The organism is Cryobacterium sp. TMT2-10 (genome assembly GCF_004403075.1).
GTDB classification, from domain to species: domain Bacteria; phylum Actinomycetota; class Actinomycetes; order Actinomycetales; family Microbacteriaceae; genus Cryobacterium; species Cryobacterium shii.
Genome location: NZ_SOGW01000050.1, coordinates 1 through 4,670, shown reverse-complemented (window position 1 = coordinate 4,670; position 4,670 = coordinate 1). Strand labels below are relative to the sequence as shown.

Annotated in this window: 4 protein-coding genes and 1 pseudogene; all 5 read right to left on the bottom strand. The window is 72.5% G+C overall.

The genetic code is table 11. From position 1 onward, the window contains the following. A pseudogene (locus E3T37_RS05860) lies at positions 1-2,389 on the bottom strand (hypothetical protein); the annotation flags it as partial. Continuing rightward, on the bottom strand, positions 2,386-2,931 hold the full coding sequence (locus E3T37_RS05855) for a hypothetical protein (protein WP_134365878.1): 546 nt from the start codon (positions 2,929-2,931) through the stop codon (positions 2,386-2,388). The gene E3T37_RS05855 and the pseudogene E3T37_RS05860, both read right to left, overlap by 4 nt. Positions 2,932-2,951: 20 nt before the next feature. After that, positions 2,952-3,188, bottom strand: a complete 237-nt coding sequence (locus tag E3T37_RS05850) for a hypothetical protein (protein ID WP_134365877.1) — start codon at positions 3,186-3,188, stop codon at positions 2,952-2,954. A 126-nt stretch (positions 3,189-3,314) separates the two neighbouring features. Continuing rightward, entirely contained in the window at positions 3,315-4,130 is an 816-nt protein-coding gene (locus E3T37_RS05845; protein WP_134365876.1) for an alpha/beta fold hydrolase, read from the bottom strand. A gap of 71 nt (positions 4,131-4,201) precedes the next feature. Beyond that, the coding region (locus tag E3T37_RS05840; protein ID WP_134365875.1) for an HNH endonuclease signature motif containing protein at positions 4,202-4,670 on the bottom strand (469 nt) is incomplete at its 5' end.

The following is a 4,670-nucleotide window of genomic DNA, read 5'->3' as shown; positions in this document are numbered from 1 at the left end:
TCAGCGCCAGCCCGATCGCGCCGCCGGCGGCCGCGGCGGCGAGGTAGGCCGAGCGCGGCGGCGTCCAGCGGATGGAGCCGGCCCCGAGCAGCAGCACGGCGGATGCCGCGGCCACCAGCACCGCGCGCAGAAGCGAGCCGGAGCCGGCGGCCAGCGCGAGCGGCACGATGGCCACCAGCAGGCCGGCGAACGCGAGCAGCGCGGCGCCCGAGCCGGCCGTCGTGGCCCGGTCGATCCGGTCGATCCGGCCGAACCGGTGGAGCAGCGCGGCCAGCAGTAGCAGGACGCCCGCGACCGGCAGCACGTAGGGTTCGACGTCGGTGGTACCGGCCCGGGCGAGGCCCAGCCAGAGCCCCGACGTGCCGAGCGCGAGGGCGAGCCAGCCGAGGTGGCGGCGGTGCGACCGGGAACCGAACAGCCCGTCGGCGGCGATCGCCGAGAGGAGGGCGGCGATGCCGGCCAGCAGGAGCATCAGCCAGCCCAGCGGCTGCGCGGTGGCGAGGGCCCAGATCGTGCCGGGCACGAGCACGAGGGCGGCGCCGGCCTCGAGGGCGAGGCGGTCGCGGCTCCGGCCGCGCAGCAGGCCGAGGGTGAGCCCCAGCCCGCAGGCGACGAGCGCGGCGGCGGGGACGACGAGGACGCGGTCCTCCGGCGTCGCCGGGGGGATTCGCGCGACGCTCCACAGCAGCAGCCAGAGAACCGGGGCCACGCCGATCGCGGCGACGAGTCGTTCCCGCGCGAGGATGTCCCGATTCGCGGGCAGCAGCAGCCAGAACAGCAGGGCCGCGAGCAGCACCGTCGCGTGCGCGATACCCGCGGCCGGTGCGCCCTGGAGCAGCGCGGCGCGCTCGGCGGCGGAGAGGCTTTCGGCGAGCACCGTCACCGGCAGGGCGAACGCCAGCACGGTCGGGGCGAGCAGCGTCCAGAACGCCCAGCGGCGGTCGGCGACGGTGAACAGACGCGGCAGCGGGAGCGCAACGAACAGCTGCAGCAGCGCGGTCGTGAGGGTGAGGGCGCGCAGGCAATCGACGAAGACGGCGGTGACGGATGGCGCCCCGCCGAGGGTCAGCATCCACGGCGCCGCGATGGCGGCGACCAGGGTAAGCGCGATCGCCCCGGCCAGCAGCAGGCCCCGGGCGACGTCGCCGGTGCGGTCGACAAGCAGGCGGGCGCCGAGGAGGGCGGTGATCGCCGCCAGTGAGCCGATCCACCAGATCGTGCTGCTCTGCCAGCTAGCCAGGTAGCCGAACGTTTCCGTGAGCACGAAGAACGCCAGCGCGACCGGGCGGAACACGCCGAGCGACATCCTTCCCCGGCGCGCCGGCACCAATGCCGCCAGCGAGAGGGATCCGAGCAGAGCATAGAGCAGCGTCACCGCAAGGAGTGAGCCGGAAAACGGCACCGCGAGTACGGCGATGCCCAGAAACAGCGCGGCGAGAACGCGGCGGCGTTCGGTCGGGATGCCGCCGATCAGCCACGCCAGCGTGGCCAGCAGCCCGACCGCGGCCAGGGTGCCGAGCGCCCAGACGCTGTCCGGCCTGATCGGGGCCAGCATCGTGCCGGTGCCGGTGCCGGTGCCGGCCAGGCCACTGGTGAGCGCGACGAGCAGGGGGATGGCGGCCGCGGTGATCACGAGCACCGCGAAGCCCGCCGCGACGAGGGCCGCCGTTCCGCCGCCCACGATCGCCGCGGTGCGGGCCGGTCCGGCGGATCGGCGGCGCGCGTACGGCTCGACCGCCAGCGGAATCAGCACCGCGACCAGGATCGGCACCGTGATCGCCGCGGTCACGTTGTCCGCGCGGTAGGCCATCAGGGGGGCAATGGTCGTCAGCGTGAGGGCAGCGAGGGCGGCGCAGCCGTAGGCGAACACCGCGTCCGCGGACCCGGGGCTCGCCCGGCGCACGATCAGCATCTGGTGCAGCACGGCGGCGACCGTGACCGCGCCGAGGGTGATGAGCGGGGAGAGGGTGAAGGCCGGATCGACGATGGTGGCCGTGAGCGCCGCGCCGATCAGGGCGAGTCCACCCGGCACCAGCACAGATACGCGCTCCGGCACCCGGTCGACCGAGGGCCAGAAGCGGTGCGGAACCGGTGCGGCCGGTGCGGGGTGCGGCGTGGGGTCTGGTGCATGGGCGGCGGAGGCGCTCGGGGCCGGGATGTCACCGGCGGCGAGCCCGGTAGCCCGGCGCGGCAGGGTGAGCGGGTGCAGGAACGCGCCGACGGCGGCGCCGAGCAGACCGACGAACAGGCGGCTGGCGTCGTCCTGGCAGGCCGCGAGACCGGCGGCGAGCAGGCCGAGGCCGAGCGCGGCGGCCGCAAAACCGGACACGCTGGCGACGCGCAGCCCGGACACGGCATGCCAGAACAGGAAGAGAACGGTGCAGCTCACCAGAGTGATGCCCAGTAGGCCGCGCCGTCGGCGGCGGCGAGCCCGAACAGGTCGTTCTGCCGCAGCGCCCAGGCGTCGAGGAGTACCAGCACCACCACCAGCGCTCCGATCCCCTCGGCCGTGGCCACGAGCCGCTTGCGCCGCAGCACGCCCGCCGTGACGAGCGCGGCCACGGTGAACAGGGCGATGATCGCCGAGCGCGCCTCGTGGCCCGCATAGATCCAGGCCACGGTGATGAAGAAGATCGCGGCCACCGACACCAGGGTCACGCCGACCAGCAGGAGCAGGATCTGCACGCTCGAGCGTCGGGGCGCACCGGGAACGGATGCCGTCGCCCCCTTCAGCGGAGCGCGCGGCGGCCGGACAGTCCGGGCTGCCGGTGCGGCGGGGGCCAGCACGGGGGCCAGCACGTTGGCCGACACGGGGGCCGACACGGGGGCCGGCGCAGCCGCCGGAGGCAGTGGCACCGGAATCGGCACGGGCTTCGGCGCCGCGGCCGCGGCCCGGAGTGCGACACGCTCGGCCGCCAGCGCCTCGGCCACGTCGAAGCGGATACGCCCGATCAGGGCGGTGCGGCGGTGCGGCGGGCCAGCGACGCTGCGGCATCCGTCGACGCGGTCAGCAACAGGGCGGCGGCGGGGTGCCGCAGGTCGAGGGCACAGTTCGAACAGACGGCGGAGCGCAGTCGGCTGTGGCAGGCCGGGCATCGCGTGGTGTCCGTGAGGTCGGCGGTGCTGCGTGGCCAGAAGACCGTGCCCGCGAACTCGGTGAAATCGTCGTCGGAGTCGATCTTCGACATCGTTGCCCCTCGCTGGATGTGAACGTGCCAAGGCTACCGGCAGGACACTGCGTCAGAGACGCGTGCGGGGACCCGGTGAATAAGTCCGGCACGGACCGTGAACGGCCCACGGATCGGCCTCGTTCGTTACAGGTTGTGCTCCGCCAGCCAATTCACCAGGACCCGATTGAATTCGGCCGGCTGCTCGACGCTCGGCAGGTGCGCGGTATTCCGAAAGGTGCAGCCGGTGGCGTCGGGCACGGTGGAGAGCAGGAACTCGAACTGGGCCAGGGCCGGGGTGATATCGAACTCGCCCACTGTGACGAGCGCCGGCACCTCGATGTCGACCAGCCGGTCGAAGGCGGGAGGCTCGAGCGGCATCGGTGTCGGATGTTCCTCCGCGTGCACCGCGTTCACGCGATTGAGCGCGTAGGCCGTGGCCACGAATTCGGGGTCGAGCTCCAACTCGCTCCGGAGGGGACCGAAAGCCCACAGGGCGACCTCGAGCCGGGCCAGCTTGTGCCAATCCTGGTCGTCGAAGGCGGCGTCGAGCTGGTCGAAGTGGGCATCCTCGAGTTCGGTCAGTTCCACCTCGGGAAAACCGCTGGGACCCGAGCCGATGGTGACCAGGCCCGTCACCCGGTGCGGGTGTTCCAGGGTCAGGTCGATGGCGGTCGACCCGCCACGGGAACACCCGATCAACGTGGCCGACGCCACCCCGAGGTGATCGAGCACCGCGAGGGCGTCTCCGCGCGGGGAGAATTCCACGTCTTCGGTGAGCGTCTGGCCGAATCCCCGGCTGTCGAAACGGATGACGAAGTGGCTGGCAGCCAGCGCGGCGACCTGGGGGTCCCACATCCGGAGGTTCGCGATGCCCGCGTGCAGAAGGAGCAGGGCCGGTGATGACACGTGGCCCGTCGTCTCGTAGTAGAGCGACGCGCCTGGAACGGTGAGGTGAGGCATGGCTAGATCGTAGGCGTGCGGTGGGGGCCGCGGCAAGGATATGATCCCGAGTCAGCCGAACAACCCTTAGGTCAGAACGGCGCGGGTTCGGGCGGAGCTGCTGAGGCGGGTTCCGGCGGTGGTGGTGGTTCAGGTGCCACCGCACGGATGAACGTGGCCGGCTCGGTCACGAATGCGCGCCCGCTCGGCGAGGTNTGGCACGGCGGACACAGGTGGGCGAGGTTGTCCTCGGCGGTCAGCCCGTTGAACTGCCAGTCCAGCGAATGGTCAAGGTCGGCATGCGCCGCCGACCGGTTGCAGCCGGGGAACCGGCAGGTCTCGTCCCTCACCCGCAGGTACTTCTTGAGGTCTTTGGGCACCTTGTACCGGTCCCGGCCGACCGAGAGTACCACCCCGGTCTCCGGATGCACGAGAAGCCGGGTGAAGCTCGGCGCCCCAGCTGCGATCCGCCGCGCGGTGTCCGCGTCGATCGGGCCGTAACCCTCCAGATGGGCCGGTTCGTCGTTGAGACCCATCAGACTGAACACCGGGACCGTGATG